Raw genomic sequence first — 15,758 nt, forward strand, 5'->3', positions numbered from 1 at the left:
AGCGGCGCGGCGATCGAGTCCGGGCGGCAGAGCGCGCCCCACCGATCGCCGCGCCGTTCCGCCGTTGCGGGGCAAGACCCGCTCGAGCCGGCGTCAGCGGATGTGCGTCACGCGGCCGGCGAGCAGGGTCGCTGTCACGGCGGTCGCCCGCAGGGCCGACGGAGTCGCGGCCACGAGGGGGTCCCGGTCGACGATGACGAGATCGGCGACGGCGCCCGGCTCGATCGCGGAGCCGGCGTGGGAGCCGCCCGCGGTGGAGGCCGCGAGTGCCACCGCCGCGGGGATCCGCTGGTGCGGCCGCCACGGCTCGCGCTCGTCGCGGGTGCGGAACACCGCGTCGGACATCGTGGTCCAGGGGTCGAGGTGAGCGACCGGGGCGTCCGAGCCCAGCAGGAGGTTCGCCCCCGCGTCGACGAGCTCCCGCATCGGATAGCCGACCGCGGTCTGCCCGGCCCAGAATTCCTCGGCCATGTCGCGGTCGTCGACAGCATGCGAGGGCTGGATGCTGGCTCCGATGCCGAGACGCGCGAAGCGCGGCATGTCGGCATGCGCGACGAGCTGAGCGTGCTCGATCGTGCCGGTGGCTCCCGTCGCGGCGAAGGCGTCGAGGGCGTGGGAGTTCGCGACGTCGCCGATCGCGTGCACTGCGCAGGCGATCCCGGCGCCAGTCGCCCGGCGCATCAGCTCGACGAGCTCGTCCGGAGGAACGGTCATGACCCCGAAGTCTGTCTCGGCTCCCGGGTAGTGATGCGAGCACGCCGCGGTCCGCGTGCCCAGCGAGCCGTCGGTGATGACCTTGAACGGTCCCATCCGCGCGAGCCCGGCGGGGTCGATCGCGTCGCCGGTCTCCAGCCCGGCGGAGATCGCCCTCTCGAGCATGCTGGCGTAGACGCCGAAGGACACGCGCACCGCATCGAACCCGCGAGCGAGGCGGCGGTCCCAGGCCTCGGCGTTCCACGCCATGTCGAGGTCGACGATGCCGACCACACCGCGGGCGGCCGCGGCGGACATCGCTTCCATCACCGCCGCATCCGCGAGAGAGGGGTCGAGCGCGTTCAGCCGGCGGGAGATCTCGAACGCCGGTTCCTCGCGCAGCACGCCGTCGGGTGCCGCCATCCCCTCGCGTCGGAGCGCCGCACTGTTGAGCCACACGCTGTGCACATCGGAGTTGATCAGATACGTCGGCACGTCGCCCGTCAGGGCGTCGAGCAGCTCGAGGGAGGGCCGATCCGGCCACAGGGCGTCGCGGAAGCCGGAGCCGATGCGGCGACCATCGTGGTCGGGACGTGTACGAGCCATCGCGGTCGCCGCCTCTGCCGCGCTCGAGATGCCCTCGAGATCGACCCGCCGCGCGGCCAGGGCCCACTGCACGGTGTGGACATGGTGGTCCCAGAGCCCGGGGAGCAGCCAGCCGCCGGCCGCGTCGAGGACGACACCGCGTCTCGGCAGCGCGCCGACCGGCGCGATGTCGATCACTCTCCCCCGGGAGAGGTGCACGTCGACCGCCTCCGAGCCGAAGGGGTCTGTCCGGCCGGCGCCGGTCAGCCGGACATCGGCGATGACGTCGACATCGTCACCGCGAGCGGGGCCGCTCACGACGAGATCCCCCGGCCCGCCCTCATCGCATCGTGTGCGCGGCGCATCTCGCCGGCCAGCCGCGGGTCCGCGTATGGCGTCGCGCCCTCCTCCAGCTGCGCGATGATGTCGTCGACCACGGCATCCGGCCGGTTCTGGCTCAGCTTGCGCTTGGCTTCGACGCGCGATGGCGAGAGGCGGAACCCGACCGTGCCACGCTCGAGCCGCCGGACGAATTCGTCGTCGTTCGGTGCCGACCACATGCCGCGGGGCGTGCCGACGCCCGTCTCGAATCGGTCGACGAGGCGCTCGAGCACGCGCAGGTTCTGTTCCGGCGTCAGGATCTCGGGCACGCCCGAGAGGTGAACCGACACGAAGTTCCAGGTCGGGACCGCCGGCACGTCGCCGTACCACTGCGGCGACACGTATCCGTGCGGTCCCTGGACCACGACGAGCATCTCGGTCTCACCGAGCCCGAGCAGCGCGGTCTCACCGAGCCCGAGCAGCGCGTCGTCCGGGCGTCCGACGTGCCCCACGATCGTGAGATCGTCGCGTTCGTCGTCCAGGAGAACGGCGTAGTGCGAGGCGACGAGCCCGCCGCCTGCCGCGCTGACGATCGTGACCCAGGGATTCTCATCGATCACACGGCGCAGTTCGGCGACATCCGTCATCGCGAAGCTCGGGTTCTGTCTCATGCGCTCATCTCTGACAGTTGGGGCACCAGTACAGCTTCCGCGATGCCATCTCCTCGAGGACGATCGCGGTGCCGCAGACACGGCAGGGCAAGCCCGCACGGTGATAGACCCAATGCCGATCATCACGGTGCGCCATGGCGCGTCGCCACGCCTCGGGGTCGAGGTCGTCCATCGTCATCATCTGGCCCGTCTCGACGCCGATCGCCAGCAGCCGGACCCAGTCGCGCCACAGCTCCCGAACGGTCTCCTCGGGGACGTCGCGACCCGGCGTATGCGGGTTCACGCGAGCTCGGAAGAGCATCTCGGCGCGATAGACGTTCCCGATTCCGCTGACCACGCTCTGGTCCATGAGAAGCAGGCCGATCGGCGTCGGCTTGCGGCGGACCGTCGCGGTGAACCGCTCCTCGCCCTCGGCGAGGTCGTCGACCAAGGGATCGGGCCCGAGCTTCGCGATCGTCGCCTGCACTTCCTCGGGCGTCTGCAGCTGGCACGCCGTGGGTCCCCGGAGGTCGGCGCAGGTCACGTCGGTGAGCAGGCGCAGGCGCACCTGGCCGACGACGGGCGGAGGCCACTCCTCGTCGCCCACTGCTGCGCCATCGTCACCGAGTCCCGTGGTCTGCTCGCTCATGCGGACCCGCCCGCGCGCTCGTCTCGGCGCTCCGATCGAGCTGAGGGAGTTCTCCCCCGCGCTGTCGAAGATCGGCGCGACCTCGGTCCCGCGCTGGTTCGTGTGCCCCATGCGTCCGTTCGCGGAGGCGATCGTCGGGTCGACGACGATCTCTCCCGCGAAGTCCCACGCGCCGTACATGCCGAGGTGGACGCGCAACCAGACGTCGCCCTCGAAGGCGAGGAACATCTGCTTGCCGACCGCCCGCGCCTCGATCGCCTCACGACCGTCCAGGACCGCTGCGCCCTCCGCGAATCGGCCCTGCGGGCTCGACGCGGCGACGACGCGGCCCACGACGTTGCGCTCGAACTGCCGGGCGATCCGGTGGACGGAGTGGCCCTCGGGCATCAGCCCGCTTCCGGATCGAACGAGTCCGTGGCGGGGAGCGGCGACGCGATGCCCTCCGCACCTGCTCGAGGGTCGGGCAGCAGGCTGCCGTCGGCCTCGTACGCCGCGAGCTGACCGATACGGCGCGCGTGACGCTCCTCGCCGCTGAACGGAGTCGCGATGAAGCGGTCGATGAAGGTCACCGCCTCGTCGAACGTGTGCTGCCGGGCGCCGATCGCGATCACGTTCGCGTCGTTGTGCTCCCGTGCGAGCTCGGCGGTCGGGATGTTCCACACGAGTGCGGCTCGGACCCCGTGGACCTTGTTCGCCGCGATCTGCTCGCCGTTGCCCGAGCCGCCGAAGACGACGCCGAGGGCCTCGACGCCGGCCTGCTGGTCCCGCACCACGGCCTGCGCCGCGCGGATGCAGAACGCGGGGTAGTCATCGAGCGGGTCGTACTCGATCGGGCCATGGTCGACGACATCGTGACCCGCCTCGGCGAGATGGTGCTGGAGCTGAGTGGAGAACTCGAGACCGGCGTGGTCGGTCGCGATATGGATGCGCATGGCACCATCCTATGAATGTGCGAGCCCCGAAAGCGTAGGCTGGCACGGTTGCCGTCGGCGCCAGCAGCGCGCGGCCCCGAATCCTCACCCCGACCCTGGGAGCAGAACGCACGTGCCTGGAGAGAACCTCACCCGCATCGAGGCGCAGGAGCGCCGCGCGATCATCGACACGCAGAGCTATGACATCGCCCTCGATCTGACCGTCGGTGCGGAGGTCTTCCGCTCCCGCACCGTCATCCGCTTCGCCGCCGCGGAGGGTGCCTCGACCTTCGTCGATCTGATCGCTCGCGACGTCCGCGAGATCACCCTCAACGGACGCGCGATCGACCTCGCGGCATTCAACGACTCGCGCATCGCGCTCGAGGACCTGGCGACCCAGAACGAGCTCATCGTCGACGCGGACTGCCTGTACACCAACACCGGCGAGGGCCTGCATCGGTTCGTCGACCCCGTCGACGGCGAGGTCTACCTCTACTCACAGTTCGAGGTGCCGGACTCGCGCCGGGTCTTCGCCGTCTTCGAGCAGCCCGACCTGAAGGCCGAGTTCCGCTTCACGATCACCGCCCCCGCCGAGTGGAAGGTCGTCTCCAACTCCCCCACGCCCGAGCCGGTTCCCGGCGACGGCGGGACGGCCACCTGGGCCTTCGAGCCGACTCCCCGGATCTCCTCGTACATCACCGCCCTCGTCGCCGGCCCGTACGAGCACGTGTTCTCCGAGCTCACCAGCGCGGACGGCCGCGTCATCCCGCTCGGGGTGTACGCGCGCAAGAGCCTCTGGCAGTACCTCGACGCCGACTACGTCTTCGAGAAGACACGTCAGGGATTCGCGTACTTCGAGGAGAAGTTCGGCGTGCCCTACCCCTTCGCGAAGTACGACCAGCTCTTCGTACCGGAGTTCAACGCGGGCGCCATGGAGAACGCGGGAGCCGTGACGTTCACGGAGACCTACGTCTTCCGCTCCAAGGTCACCGACGCGGTCAAGGAGCGTCGTGTCGTGACGATCCTCCACGAACTCGCCCACATGTGGTTCGGCGACCTCGTCACGATGAAGTGGTGGAACGACCTCTGGCTCAACGAGTCGTTCGCCGAGTGGGCCTCGACCATCGCGACGGCCGAGGCCACCGAGTGGACCGAGGCCTGGACGACCTTCAACGCAATGGAGAAGACCTGGGCCTACCGCCAGGATCAGCTTCCGTCGACGCACCCCGTCGTGGCCCGCATCAACGACCTCGAGGACGTGCAGGTCAACTTCGACGGCATCACCTACGCCAAGGGCGGCTCGGTGCTCAAGCAGCTCGCCGCGTGGGTCGGCGTGGAAGCCTTCTTCGCCGGCGTCTCGGCGTACTTCCAGAAGCACGCGTGGAGCAACACGGAGCTGGCGGACCTTCTCTCGGAACTCGAGGCCACGAGCGGCCGCGAGCTGGAGACCTGGTCGAAGAAGTGGCTCGAGACCGCGGGGGTGAACACGCTCGAGCCCGAGATCGCAACGGATGCCGACGGGGTCATCACCCGCTTCGCCATCGTTCAGACGGCACCGGCCGACTACCCCACGATCCGTCCGCACCGTCTCGGCGTCGGCTTCTACTCGCTCAAGGACGGCGCGCTCGTGCGCACGCACCACGTCGAGCTCGATGTGGACGGGGACCTCACCGAGGTTCCCGAGCTCAAGGGGCGTGCGCAGCCCGACCTCGTCCTCCTGAACGACGAGGACCTCGCCTACGCCAAGATCCGCCTCGACGAGCGATCCCTCCGGACGGCGGTGGAGCACCTCGCGAAGATCAGCGACCCGCTCGCGCGGTCCCTGGTGTGGGGCGCCGCATGGGACCAGACCCGCGACGCCGAGGCGTCGGCGACCGATTACATCGACCTGGTGCTCCGCAACATCGGCACCGAGACCGAGTCCACCACGGTGCGCACGACGCTCGGACAGCTCCAGCTCGCAGCGAACTCGTACGTCGATCCGCAGACCCGGGATGCCGCGCGTGCCCGCGTCGCCGACGGGCTGTGGGAACTCGCTCAGCAGGCCGAGGCGGGCAGCGACAGCCAGCTGCAGTTCGTGACCGCCTTCGCGTCGGCCGCATCGACCGACGCCCACGCCGACGTCGTCCGCGCCCTGCGATCGGGCGACACCGTCCTCCCGGGGCTGGAGATCGACGCCGACCTCTCCTGGGCGCTCCTCGTCTCCCTCGCTGCGTCGGGCGCCGTCTCGGCGGCGGACATCGACGCCGCGCTGGCTGCCGACAACACCGCGAAGGGCGGCGAGTTCGCGGCGCAGGCCCGGGCGGCGCTCCCGACGGCCGACGCGAAGAAGGCCGCGTGGGCATCGCTCATCGAGAACGACGATCTGCCCAACACCGTCGTGCGTTCGGCGGCTGCCGGTTTCACCCACCCGGCGGGCGTGGCGCACCTCGGCGCCTTCGTCGACGAGTACTTCCGGATGCTGCTGCCGATCTGGGAGTCGCGCACCTACCAGATCGCCCAGTACCTCATCGTCGGCCTTTACCCGGCTGCTCTCGCCAACACCGAACTGCGCGATGCGACCCGCGCGTGGCTCTCGCAGAACGCCGAGGCGCCTGCGGCCCTGCGCCGTCTCGTCGCCGAGAACCTCGCAGGCGTCGAGCGCGCGCTCGCTGTGCAGGAGCGCGACGCTCAGGACTGACGTCATCCGCAATGCTGATGGGCGTCGTACTCCGGTACGACGCCCATCGTCGTTCTCGGCACTCCCGGCGGACGACAGCGGGCTGCGCGCGTCGATAGCGTGGGCCGCATGATCGTTGCAGAAGGCCTCACGAAGAGGTACGGAGACAAGACAGCCGTCGATGGGGTGAGCTTCACCGTGCAGTCCGGCAAGGTGACCGGATTCCTCGGCCCCAACGGCGCGGGCAAGTCCACCACGATGCGGATGATCGTCGGGCTCGACCGGCCGACCTCGGGGCGGGTCACGATCGACGGTCGCGACTACCGCTCGCTGCGCTCGCCTCTCACCGAAGTCGGCATCCTCCTCGACGCGAAGGCCGTGCACACGGGCCGCAGTGCGCGCAATCATCTGCGGGCCATGGCCGCGACCCACGGCATCCCCCGTTCCCGTGTCGATGACGTGATCGAGATCACCGGACTCGCATCGGTGGCGGGCAAGCGAGCCGGCAAGTTCTCGCTCGGCATGGGCCAGCGCCTGGGCATCGCAGCCGCGCTCCTCGGCGATCCGCAGACACTGATCCTCGATGAGCCGGTGAACGGCCTCGACCCCGAGGGCGTCCGCTGGGTGCGGCAGTTCGTCCGCGGACAGGCGGCACAGGGCCGCACGGTCCTGCTGTCGAGCCACCTCATGAGCGAGATGGCCCTCACCGCCGACCACGTCATCGTCCTCGGGCGCGGGCAGGTGCTGGCTGACGCCGCCATCGACGACCTCGTCCGCTCGTGGACGAGCAACACGGTGGTCGTCCGCACACCGCGCGCCGACGACCTCACCCGCCTCATCGCCGGCCCCGACGTCGCCGTGACCACGGGCGAGCCCGGACTCCTGCAGGTCGCGGGGCTCAGCGCCGCAGCGATCGGCGATGCCGCCGCTGCACACGGAATCCCGCTTCACGAGCTCACGCCGCGCGCCGGTTCACTCGAGGACGCCTATCTCGCCCTGACCGAGGGATCGGTCGAATATCAGACCAAGGGAGCCGTCCGATGAGCACCACCGCCGTGCAGACCCCGGCGCCCTCGCGCGCCGCGCAGCCGAACGTGCGCCTGTCGTTCGGCCGGCTTCTCCGCAGCGAGGCCATCAAGCTCCTCACCCTGCGCTCGACCTGGTGGTCGCTCGGCGTCACCGCGGTCCTGGCGATCGGGATGTCGCTGCTCATGGCTTGGGCTTCGCAGGACTTCGGCGGCGACTTCCCCCCGGTGAACGCGATCGTGGCGCCGATGCAGTTCACGATGCTCGTCGCGGGGATCCTCGGGGCCATGGCGATCACCGGCGAGTACTCGACGGGCATGATCCGGTCGACCCTGACCGCCGAACCGCGCCGCGGGGCCGTGCTCTTGGCGAAGGCGGTGGTCGTCGCGTTGATCCTCGCCGCGACCACGATCGTCACCACGATCATCTCCGTCATCGTGTCGGCGCCGATCTTCGGCGATCGGGCCATCGAGTGGTCGGACGCCGAGTCGTCGGTCATCCCCCTCGCGTTCGGGGTGCTCGCGATGGCCACGTTCGCCCTGCTGGGGCTCGGGTGGGGCTTCATCATCCGCAGCGGCGCCGGCGCGATCGCAGCCACGGTCGGACTCCTCTTCGTCGTGCCGATCGTGCTGGGCTTGTTCTCCTTCGGCGGCGAGTCGTGGGCGTGGATCGTCGATCTCGGCCAGTACCTGCCCTCGAGCGCGGCGCAGCAGGTGACGTCGCCGGGAACGGACGACTTCGCGAAGGGGCTCGTCACCCTGCTCGCCTGGCCCGCGGCTACGCTGCTCGGCGGCTGGGCGATCCTCCGCTCGACCGACGCGTAGGGTACGAGGGGTGTCGCCCGGAAGCCGCAGTCCGTCGTCTCCAGACGACGAGCTGCGGCTTCCGCGTCCCCCGGGGGTGCTTCGCAGGTTCTGGGCGCGGCATCCCGTCTTCGCCGACATCCTCACGGCGCTGCTCTGTCTGGCGTTCTCCCTCGTCCCGGCCACGAGCTTCACCGACCGCATCGACGACGCGGTCGGTGTCGGTCGCCTGTGGCCGTTCACCGGGCCGGTCGTGATGGTGATCGTCGTGCTGGCCTGCGCTTCCCTGCTCGTGCGCAGGCGCTATCCGACCCTCGTGTTCTCCTGCGCAGTGGCCGTCGCCTTCGCGTACCTCCTGGCGCCCGCTCCGACCGGCGGGCCCATGCTGGGGGTCGCCGCGTACACTCTCGCCGTCCATCGCAGTGCCCGAGCCTGTCTGATCGGGGTCAGCGTCGCGCTGGGCGCCCTCGCCGTGTCCGTCGCCGCGCTCGCGCTCACCGGCGTCATCGGCCCCATGATCGCGTGGAACGCGCTGGTCGGCGAAGGGCTCGCCGCCCTCATCGGATCGCTCATCGGAACCAATGTCGGCAACCGCCACCGCTACGTCGCGGCGCTCATCGACAGATCGCGCCAGCTCGTCGTCGAGCGCGACCAGCAGGCTCGCCTCGCAGCAGCGGCCGAGCGCGACCGCATCGCCCGTGAGCTGCACGACATCGTCGCGCACTCCCTCACCGTCATGGTCGCCCTGGCAGAGGGCGTGGCCGCGTCGAGTGACATCGACCGGGCTCGGCCAGGCGCCACCGCGATCGCTTCGACCGGCCGCGAGGCGCTGCGAGACATGCGGGCAACCCTCGGCATCCTGCGCGAGGACGATGCCGCTCCACTCGCCCCGCTGGCCCGGGATACGACCGTCGAGACGGTCGACTCCGCCCGCGCCGCCGGGTTCGACGCCCGGCTGACCGTCTCGGGCGACAGGCCGGAGCTCAGCAGCGCGGTGCAACTGGCGATCTCGCGGATCGTCCAGGAAGGCGTCACCAACGCGATGCGCCACGCGCGCGGCGCCGAGCGCATCGACGTCCGCGTCGGATACGGTCCGGATGCCGTCGAGGTCGACATCGTCGACGACGGCGAGCCGGTCGCGCCCGCGCCGACATCGTCATCGGGGTATGGCCTGCGCGGCCTGCGGGAGCGCGTCGTGCTGGCGGGCGGCACGGTGACCGCCGGCCCGGGAGCCGGCCGTGGCTGGCGCGTCCATGCCCGCATCCCTCTCGGACAGGAGAATCATGACCGCTGATCGCCCCTCGCCCATCCGCGTGCTCATCGTCGACGACCAGCAGCTCATCCGCCTCGGGTTCCGGATGGTGCTCGAAGCGGCGGAGGGCATCGAGGTCGTCGGTGAGGCAGCGGACGGAGCAGCCGCCCTCGAGGTCGTCGCCGCGTCGTCTCCGGACGTCGTGCTCATGGACGTCCGCATGCCCGGTGTGGACGGGATCGAGGCCACCGCGCGGATCCGGGCGGAGCACCCGGGCGTCGCCGTCCTGGTGCTGACGACGTTCGACCTCGACGAGTACGCGTTCGGAGCGCTCCGCGCCGGCGCCGGCGGCTTCCTCCTGAAGGATGCGCGCCGCGACGAGCTGGTGGCGGCTGTCCGCGCGGTCGCCGCGGGCGAGGCCACCCTCGCCCCGCGGATCACCCGGCGCATGATCGAGCTCGTCACCTCGACCGGGCTCCCCGCGCCGGAGCCCACGACACCGGCAGTGCTGACGGCGCGGGAGGCGGACGTCCTGGCCGCGATGGCCCGAGGACTGACGAACCTCGAGATCGCCGCCGAGCTCTTCCTGAGCGAATCGACCGTGAAGACCCACGTCGGCCGCATCCTGACGAAGCTGCCCGCTCGAGATCGCGTGCATGCCGTGCTGATCGCGCACGGGCTCGCCGAGCCCGGCCTCGACGTCTGATGGCGTTCTCGGGAACGTCATGGCGGGGCTCGTTACTATCGGATCGATGACCACCGTGACCGCCGCCCTCCCGCTCGCCTGGGAGTTCCCCGCCGACGAGTTCTGGACGTTCCTCACCGAGGCGGGATGGAACATCGTCAAGGTCGCCGTCATCGTCCTCGGCGCGTTCGCACTGTCCTGGCTGATGCGTCGCCTCATCGCGCGCATCGTCGACCGCATCGTGCGCGGCGCGAAGACACGCGCAGAGGCCGAGGACACGAGAGCGATCGACATGTCGCCGCTGGCACAGGTGCGCATCGTCCAGCGCACCCGAACACTCGGGTCGATCCTGACCAACATCGTGAACGTGACGATCGTCATCGTGGCACTGCTCATGATCGTCGGGGTCCTCAGCCCCGACATCCTCGGGTCGTTCACGCTTCTGTCGGCTGCCATCGGCGCCGGTCTCGGTTTCGGTGCGCAGAACATCGTCAAGGACGTTCTCAACGGCATGTTCATCGTCGCCGAGGACCAGATCGGCATCGGCGACGTCGTCGACCTCGGCCTCGCGACCGGCATTGTCGAGTACGTCAGCGTGCGCGTCACGCATGTCCGAGACGTCAACGGCACGCTGTGGTTCGTCCGCAACGGCGAGATCACCCGTATCGGCAACATGTCGCAGGGCTGGTCGCGAGTCATCATCGACCTCGCCGTGCCGGCCGACGCCGACGTCGAGGTGGTCGAGAAGACCGTGATCGATGCGGCCAAGGACCTCGCTCGAGAGCCGAAGTGGCGCAGCCGCATCATCGAGAAGCCCGAGCTCTGGGGTCTCGAATCGATCAGCGGCGACGCCCTCGTCATCCGCATCGTCGTCAAGACCCGGCCCAATGCGAAGGACGACGTGGCACGAGCGCTGCGCGTGCGGCTCAAGCACGCGGTGGACGAACTGGGCGTCAAGATCCCGCAGCTCAACTCCACCATCCTGACGGGCTTCGAGGGCGCCCAGAGCATCCGAGGGGCGAACCCGCCGCGGACGAAGCCCCAGCCCGTCGCGCCGCCGCAGGTGAAGGGGCGTCCCCAGTGGCGGCCGAAGCGCAAGGGCTCCGCCGCCGCGACGGGATCGCCCGAGGCTCAGGATCCGCGCGCCGGAGACGGCGATTCACCCGATCAGCAGAAGGGCACCCCGTGAGCGACCCGGTCAGCTTCTACGACGAGGTCGGCGGGCACGACACCTTCGTCCGCCTCGTCGACGTCTTCTACCGGGAGGTCGCCGCAGACGACGTGCTGCGCCCGATGTACCCCGAGGCGGACCTCGCTCCCGCGGCCCGCCGGCTCACGATGTTCCTCGAGCAGTACTGGGGCGGTCCGAGCACCTACGGCGAGGAGCGCGGGCACCCGCGGCTGCGCATGCGTCACCGCCCGTTCCACGTCGATCCCGACGCCCGCGACCGGTGGCTGCGCCACATGCGCACCGCCCTCGACGAGCTCGCTCTCTCCCCGCTGCACGAGGCGACGCTGTGGGACTACCTCGAACGCGCAGCGTACGCGATGGTCAACACGTTCGAGCCTGCCGGTATCGGTCCCCAGGGCTCGGAACGGCGGCCGGCGCTGGATCTGAACCCGGCGCCCGACCCGGATACGTCCCGGCCGGGCTGACTCACCGCGTCGAGCCGGTCGCGCGCACCGGGGTGAGCCCCATGGCGACGGGACCCCGGGTCAGCACATGGCCGCGGGTGAACGACACGCGCGTCCACACATCGGTGCGTCGGACAGCAGGCTGCTCCGAGCCCGCGATGAACCCCATCCCGACCGCCGCGAACGCCACACCGAGCGGGAGTCCGGCCACGTCGTCGTCAGGGGCGCCCCACACCGACGACCGGACGCGGTGGACGACGTCGTCGCCCGCCCCCGTCGGCAGCTGACGAGCGACGGCGGCGATCCCCCACTGGGCGCGCAGCGAGACCCGCGCCGAGTCGAGGCTTCCCGCCTCGCGCCATCCTGCCCGAGGGGGCGATACCCCGGCCCACACGGCCGTGACGCCGCTGTCGGGGAGCCGGACGGCACGATCGTCGTCGGCATCCGGGGCGAGCGCGGCAGCGTCGACGGTGAGGTCGCATTCAAGCTCGGGATCGACCCGGGCAGTCCTGAGCGCCAGGACGAACGGCGTCGGGTCGGTGAGCGAGCGCGGCGACAGCGGGGCGCACGAGAGCGCCAGAACGCCGCCACGTGCCTGCAACCTCACGATGCCGTCGCCGTGTCGAGCCGCGCGGCCGCAGAAGGTCAGGACGTCGCGGGCGACCTCGGGATGCGGGAAGAGGAGACGCTCGGACATCCGTCCTAGACTACCGAGCGATGCCCGAACACAGCTCAGAGCCCCGGTCCGACAGCCCCGCAGACGAGACGGATCCCGTTGCTGCGATGCTCAGGGTGCTCGATCTGTCGTCGAGCGAGGCGCGGACGACGGAGGACATCTTCACCGGCAGGTCGCAGGTCATGCCCCAAGGCCGCGTTTTCGGTGGGCAGGTGCTCGCCCAGGCCACCATGGCGGCGATGCGCACCGTGCCCGCTGAACGGGTACCGCACTCGATGCACGGCTACTTCCTCCGTCCGGGCGACTCGTCGCGGAACATCACGTTCTCCGTCGACCGCATCCACGACGGCCGGTCCTTCTCGACCCGGCGGACCCAGGCGTTCCAGAACGGCATGCCGATCTTCTCGATGATCGCCTCGTTCGAGGACGAGGACCCCGGCGTCGAGCACGCGGAGCCGATGCCCGACGGGATGCCGCAGCCCGAGGACCTCCCCGCCCTGGAGGAGCAACTGAGCGGCATGCACCCGCTGAGCCGGCGCATCTTCTCGGCCAGCCCCATCGAGCTGCGTCACGTCACGACGCCGATCTATCTGGAGCCCGACGCCGCCAAGACACCACGCCAGGCGGTGTGGGCCCGCACGCGGTCCGCCCTGCCAGACGATCCCGCGGTGCACCGGGCGGCGCTCGCGTTCCTCAGCGACCTCACGATCCAGGAGCCCGTGCTGCGGGCGCACGGGCTGGCGTGGGCCACCCCGGGTCTCAAGGTGGCGAGCCTCGACCATGCGATGTGGTGGCACCGCTTCGCGCGGGTCGACGAGTGGCTCCTGTACGTCCAGGAGTCACCCAGCGCCCGGGCCGGCCGTGGCCTGTCGACGGGGCGCGTCTACGACCGTGCGGGCACCCTGATCGCGAGCGTCGCCCAAGAGATCATGGTGCGCGTGCCCGCGCCGGACGAGGCAGCAGACGATCAGCGGCGGTGAGAGTACGTGATGGGCTCCCCCACGATCGGAGCCCAGGCGCGGCGCATCTCTTCCGTCAGCCGCACGGGTCTTCCGGTCTCCGTCGAGACCATCACCACGACGGCCGTCGAGCGGGCGTAGCACGTCTGCACGTCGTCGCCTCGAGGGCTGTAGACCTCGTAGCAGACATCGATGCTCGAGCCCCCGATACGCCCGATCCACAGCTGGACGTCGAGCGGACGCTGACCGTACGGGACGGGTGCGAGGTACTCGATCTCCCGGCGCGCGATCAACGTCATCGTCTCGGCTGACACGCTCAGCGCGTCGAGGATAGCCGTGGACGGCCCTGACAGCCCGGTCTCGGGCTTCCAGAATGCGCGCAGGCGCGCTTCCTCCAGGAGCTTGAGCATCGAGGTGTTGTTGACGTGCCCGAGCGCATCGAGGTCGCCCCAGCGAAGGTGGATGGGGATCCGGACGCGGGTGGCCCCGGCGGTCGTCACCACCGAGGCCACCGTCTCCGACGTGTGTTCAGTCACGCGTGAGCTTGCGGTACGTCGACTTGGCCGGGTTCGCGGCATCCGCACCGAGCCGTTCGATCTTGTTGGCCTCGTAGGCCTCGAAGTTGCCCTCGAACCAGTACCACTGCGCAGGGTTCTCCTCGGTGCCCTCGTACGCGAGGATGTGCGTCGCGATGCGGTCGAGGAACCACCGATCGTGGGTGATGACGACGGCGCAACCGGGGAACTCCAGCAGCGCGTTCTCCAGCGAGCTGAGGGTCTCGACGTCGAGGTCGTTGGTCGGCTCGTCGAGGAGCAGGAGGTTGCCGCCCTCCTTGAGGGTCAGCGCGAGGTTCAGACGGTTGCGCTCACCGCCCGAGAGCACGCCGGCCTTCTTCTGCTGATCGGGCCCCTTGAACCCGAACTTCGACACGTAGGCGCGCGAGGGGATCTCGGTCTTGCCCACCGTGATGATGTCGAGGCCGTCCGAGACGACCTCCCACAGGGTCTTCTCGGGGTCGATGTTGCCGCGCGACTGGTCGACGTAGCTGATCTTGACGGTCTCGCCGATCTTCAGCTCTCCGCCGTCGAGCGGCTCCAGACCGACGATCGTCTTGAACAGCGTGGTCTTGCCCACGCCGTTCGGACCGATGACCCCGACGATGCCGTTGGGCGGGAGGTTGAAGCTCAGGCCGTCGATCAGCACGCGGTCGCCGAACGCCTTGTGCAGCTTCTTCGCGTCGATGACGACGCTGCCCAGGCGCGGACCGGCCGGGATCTGGATCTCCTCGAAGTCGAGCTTGCGGGTGCGCTCCGCCTCGGCGGCCATCTCCTCGTAGCGTGCGAGACGAGCCTTCGACTTGGTCTGGCGGCCCTTCGCCGAGCTGCGCACCCACTCGAGCTCGTCCTTCAGACGCTTCGCGAGCTTGGCGTCCTTCTTGCCCTGGATGTCGAGGCGCTCGGCCTTCTTCTGGAGGTACGTCGAGTAGTTGCCCTCGTAGCCGATGAGACGACCGCGGTCGACCTCGGCGATCCACTCGGCCACGTTGTCGAGGAAGTACCGGTCGTGGGTGATGGCGATCACAGCGCCCTTGTACGCCTGGAGGTGCTGCTCGAGCCACAGCACGCTCTCGGCGTCGAGGTGGTTCGTGGGTTCGTCGAGGAGCAGCAGGTCGGGCTTCTGCAGCAGCAGCCGGGCGAGCGCGACACGGCGACGCTCACCGCCCGACAGGGGCGCGACGGAGGCATCGGCCGGCGGGGTGCGGAGGGCTTCCATCGCCTGGTGCAGCTGGGAGTCGAGGTCCCAGCCGTCCGCGGCGTCGATCTCTTCCTGGAGCGTACCCATCTCGGCCAGCAGCGAATCGAAGTCCGCGTCGGGATCGGCCATCAGCGCCGAGATCTCGTTGAAGCGATCGAGCTTGGGCTTGATCGCGACCCCGGCCTCGATGTTCTCGAGCACGGTCTTGGTGTCGTCGAGCTCCGGCTCCTGCATCAGGATGCCGACCGAGTAGCCCGGGGTGAGCTTCGCCTCGCCGTTGGAGGGCTGATCGAGGCCCGCCATGATCTTCAGGATCGTGGACTTACCGGCACCGTTGGGGCCGACCATACCGATCTTGGCACCGGGGAGGAATGCCATCGTGACGTCGTCGAGGATGAGCTTCTCGCCGACGGCCTTGCGGGCGCGGACCATGGAGTAGATGTATTCGGCCATAACGCCTCGAGTCTAGTCCGGGAGGGCGAGGAGTCCGTCCGCTCGA

The 15,758-nt window shown here is 69.9% G+C and carries 15 protein-coding genes; 8 read left to right on the plus strand and 7 right to left on the minus strand.

Annotated elements, in window-relative coordinates:
• Window positions 1–93 precede the first annotated feature (93 nt).
• Genes CI089_RS10850 through CI089_RS10865 form a run of 4 tightly spaced genes read right to left on the minus strand, consistent with a single transcriptional unit; the run spans window position 94 to window position 3,830 of the window.
• Window positions 94–1,596 carry an amidohydrolase gene (locus CI089_RS10850; RefSeq protein WP_094261594.1) on the minus strand — a complete coding sequence of 501 codons (1,503 nt, stop codon included), beginning with the start codon at window positions 1,594–1,596 and terminating at the stop codon, window positions 94–96.
• Window positions 1,593–2,270 carry an FMN-binding negative transcriptional regulator gene (locus tag CI089_RS10855; protein ID WP_094261595.1) on the minus strand — a complete coding sequence of 226 codons (678 nt, stop codon included), beginning with the start codon at window positions 2,268–2,270 and terminating at the stop codon, window positions 1,593–1,595. Before CI089_RS10855 ends, CI089_RS10850 begins: the two co-directional genes overlap by 4 nt.
• A 4-nt stretch (window positions 2,271–2,274) precedes the next feature.
• Window positions 2,275–3,285, minus strand: a complete 1,011-nt coding sequence (locus tag CI089_RS10860; RefSeq protein WP_094261596.1) for an Fpg/Nei family DNA glycosylase — start codon at window positions 3,283–3,285, stop codon at window positions 2,275–2,277.
• Entirely contained in the window at window positions 3,285–3,830 is a 546-nt protein-coding gene (locus CI089_RS10865; protein ID WP_094261597.1) for a ribose-5-phosphate isomerase, read from the minus strand. The genes CI089_RS10860 and CI089_RS10865 overlap by 1 nt, the downstream gene beginning before the upstream one ends.
• Before the next feature lie 112 nt (window positions 3,831–3,942).
• On the opposite strand from CI089_RS10865, the gene pepN reads away from it, so the two are divergent.
• The 7 genes from pepN (at window position 3,943) to CI089_RS10900 (ending at window position 11,890) form a co-directional block, all read left to right on the plus strand.
• Window positions 3,943–6,489: an aminopeptidase N gene (pepN, locus tag CI089_RS10870; RefSeq protein WP_094261598.1), complete on the plus strand. Its 2,547-nt coding sequence runs from the start codon at window positions 3,943–3,945 to the stop codon at window positions 6,487–6,489.
• 108 nt (window positions 6,490–6,597) lie between these two features.
• The gene (locus CI089_RS10875) at window positions 6,598–7,512 is read left to right on the plus strand and encodes an ABC transporter ATP-binding protein (protein ID WP_094261599.1); all 915 of its coding nucleotides are present in this window, start codon (window positions 6,598–6,600) and stop codon (window positions 7,510–7,512) included.
• A complete protein-coding gene (locus tag CI089_RS10880) occupies window positions 7,509–8,318 on the plus strand; it encodes an ABC transporter permease subunit (RefSeq protein WP_094261600.1) in 810 nt (269 codons plus the stop codon). Before CI089_RS10875 ends, CI089_RS10880 begins: the two co-directional genes overlap by 4 nt.
• 10 nt (window positions 8,319–8,328) lie before the next feature.
• Entirely contained in the window at window positions 8,329–9,591 is a 1,263-nt protein-coding gene (locus CI089_RS10885) for a sensor histidine kinase (RefSeq protein WP_256977820.1), read from the plus strand.
• Window positions 9,581–10,255 (plus strand): response regulator transcription factor, encoded by a 675-nt coding sequence (locus CI089_RS10890; RefSeq protein WP_179223312.1) that lies wholly within the window; start codon window positions 9,581–9,583, stop codon window positions 10,253–10,255. The genes CI089_RS10885 and CI089_RS10890 overlap by 11 nt, the downstream gene beginning before the upstream one ends.
• A gap of 46 nt (window positions 10,256–10,301) precedes the next feature.
• A complete protein-coding gene (locus CI089_RS10895) occupies window positions 10,302–11,423 on the plus strand; it encodes a mechanosensitive ion channel family protein (RefSeq protein ID WP_094261601.1) in 1,122 nt (373 codons plus the stop codon).
• Complete coding sequence (locus CI089_RS10900) at window positions 11,420–11,890, plus strand: globin (protein ID WP_094261602.1); 471 nt, start codon at window positions 11,420–11,422, stop codon at window positions 11,888–11,890. Before CI089_RS10895 ends, CI089_RS10900 begins: the two co-directional genes overlap by 4 nt.
• 1 nt (window position 11,891) lies before the next feature.
• Here the strand turns inward: CI089_RS10900 and CI089_RS10905 are convergent, their stop codons facing one another.
• On the minus strand, window positions 11,892–12,566 hold the full coding sequence (locus tag CI089_RS10905) for a hypothetical protein (protein ID WP_094261603.1): 675 nt from the start codon (window positions 12,564–12,566) through the stop codon (window positions 11,892–11,894).
• A 20-nt stretch (window positions 12,567–12,586) separates the two neighbouring features.
• Here CI089_RS10905 and CI089_RS10910 point away from each other — a divergent pair, with 20 nt between their 5' ends.
• Window positions 12,587–13,525, plus strand: coding sequence for an acyl-CoA thioesterase (locus CI089_RS10910; RefSeq protein WP_094261604.1), 939 nt, complete (start codon window positions 12,587–12,589; stop codon window positions 13,523–13,525).
• On the opposite strand, the gene CI089_RS10915 is transcribed toward CI089_RS10910, so the two are convergent.
• Both CI089_RS10915 and ettA read right to left on the minus strand, forming a co-directional pair.
• The gene (locus CI089_RS10915) at window positions 13,513–14,040 is read right to left on the minus strand and encodes an acyl-CoA thioesterase (protein WP_256977821.1); all 528 of its coding nucleotides are present in this window, start codon (window positions 14,038–14,040) and stop codon (window positions 13,513–13,515) included. The two genes, CI089_RS10910 and CI089_RS10915, sit on opposite strands and share 13 nt — an antisense overlap.
• Entirely contained in the window at window positions 14,033–15,712 is a 1,680-nt protein-coding gene (ettA, locus tag CI089_RS10920; RefSeq protein ID WP_094261606.1) for an energy-dependent translational throttle protein EttA, read from the minus strand. The genes CI089_RS10915 and ettA overlap by 8 nt, the downstream gene beginning before the upstream one ends.
• Between the last annotated feature and the right edge of the window lie 46 nt (window positions 15,713–15,758).

Origin of the sequence: Microbacterium sp. Yaish 1 (assembly GCF_002245215.1) — a bacterium.
GTDB lineage: Bacteria > Actinomycetota > Actinomycetes > Actinomycetales > Microbacteriaceae > Microbacterium.

What these genes read in the sequence shown, in the direction of transcription:
- CI089_RS10855 (WP_094261595.1), bottom strand. Translation starts at nt 2,270, where the DNA reads ATGAGACAGAACCCGAGCTTCGCGATGACGGATGTCGCCGAACTGCGC.
- CI089_RS10860 (WP_094261596.1), bottom strand. Translation starts at nt 3,285, where the DNA reads ATGCCCGAGGGCCACTCCGTCCACCGGATCGCCCGGCAGTTCGAGCGC.
- CI089_RS10865 (WP_094261597.1), bottom strand. Translation starts at nt 3,830, where the DNA reads ATGCGCATCCATATCGCGACCGACCACGCCGGTCTCGAGTTCTCCACT.
- CI089_RS10875 (WP_094261599.1), top strand. Translation starts at nt 6,598, where the DNA reads ATGATCGTTGCAGAAGGCCTCACGAAGAGGTACGGAGACAAGACAGCC.
- CI089_RS10880 (WP_094261600.1), top strand. Translation starts at nt 7,509, where the DNA reads ATGAGCACCACCGCCGTGCAGACCCCGGCGCCCTCGCGCGCCGCGCAG.
- CI089_RS10890 (WP_179223312.1), top strand. Translation starts at nt 9,581, where the DNA reads ATGACCGCTGATCGCCCCTCGCCCATCCGCGTGCTCATCGTCGACGAC.
- CI089_RS10895 (WP_094261601.1), top strand. Translation starts at nt 10,302, where the DNA reads ATGACCACCGTGACCGCCGCCCTCCCGCTCGCCTGGGAGTTCCCCGCC.
- CI089_RS10905 (WP_094261603.1), bottom strand. Translation starts at nt 12,566, where the DNA reads ATGTCCGAGCGTCTCCTCTTCCCGCATCCCGAGGTCGCCCGCGACGTC.
- CI089_RS10910 (WP_094261604.1), top strand. Translation starts at nt 12,587, where the DNA reads ATGCCCGAACACAGCTCAGAGCCCCGGTCCGACAGCCCCGCAGACGAG.
- ettA (WP_094261606.1), bottom strand. Translation starts at nt 15,712, where the DNA reads ATGGCCGAATACATCTACTCCATGGTCCGCGCCCGCAAGGCCGTCGGC.